The sequence below is a fragment of the Staphylococcus sp. GDY8P196P genome, from assembly GCF_017891705.1.
GTDB classification, from domain to species: Bacteria; Bacillota; Bacilli; order Staphylococcales; family Staphylococcaceae; genus Staphylococcus; species Staphylococcus ureilyticus.
Window position 1 is genome coordinate 1 of sequence record NZ_JAESJS010000033.1, and the last position, 974, is coordinate 974.

Below are 974 nucleotides of genomic sequence, written 5' to 3' on the forward strand. Positions count from 1 at the left end.
ACAAAAAAAAAAAAACAAAAAACAAAAACCAAAATACATACAAAATTCCATTAAAAAAAAAACCAAATTCCATTGATAAATTATAAAAGATCCCCTCATTTTCATTAAAATCATTTAATTTTTCTAAACAAATGGCCACTCTCATTATTGTGGATATGAGAGTGGCCATAAATTTTATTTGTTTACTTGTCTATTTAACAAAGGGGATTCTCATTGCATTTGTGAATAACTAACTAAATACTTTAAAGCTTTAAAATGATAGACATTAACGAGATTTTAGTTCGTCAGTTGTCATCCATTTATGATTTTTAACCATCTCATCGTTTTCTGTTGATTTATAATCCACCATATAAACGGTTGTTTTTTCTACATCATCAATTTGAGCTTCTGCACCTTTCATACCAGGCATATGGTCAGCTTCTAATTTAACTGTATCACCTTTCTTGAATCCATTTTCAGGGGCATCTGCAACTTCCTCATTAACGACCCATTTGTGATTATTAACTTTTTCATCACCATTTGTAGGTGTGTAACTCACGACATAAGCATACGTTTTATAAGCACCTTTCACAGTACCTTTGGCATTTTTCATACCAGGCATATGATCAGCTGTAATTGTTATTTTATCGTCCTTTTTATATTTACTGTCATCTGTACTTTTCATATTATCTGGGGCTTTACTTTCACTCTTATGATTCATATGTTTTTCTTGTTTTTGATCTTTAGAATTTTCTTCTTCTTCGTTACCAGTTGAACAAGCTGATAATACTAATCCTGAAGCTACTATAATTGAGCTCAATTTTTTCATCATATTGAATTCTCCTTATAAATTATTTTGTTACTTTTATTTGTCCCATCATTCCATTATCTTCATGCTCAAGTATGTGACAATGGAACATGTATGTCCCAGTATTTTTAAAAACCACTTCTATTTTGGCTTTTTGTCCAGGTTCCAGAGATATAACGTCTTTTTT

2 protein-coding genes are annotated in these 974 nt (G+C 30.3%); both read right to left on the minus strand.

What is annotated here, in order from left to right; all coding sequences use genetic code 11:
• Positions 1-265: 265 nt before the first annotated feature.
• On the minus strand, positions 266-811 hold the full coding sequence (locus tag KA814_RS13390) for a YdhK family protein (RefSeq protein ID WP_002510756.1): 546 nt from the start codon (positions 809-811) through the stop codon (positions 266-268).
• A 19-nt stretch (positions 812-830) separates the two neighbouring features.
• Positions 831-974 (minus strand): multicopper oxidase domain-containing protein (locus tag KA814_RS13395; protein ID WP_210122801.1); only part of this gene is annotated, 144 nt, incomplete at its 5' end.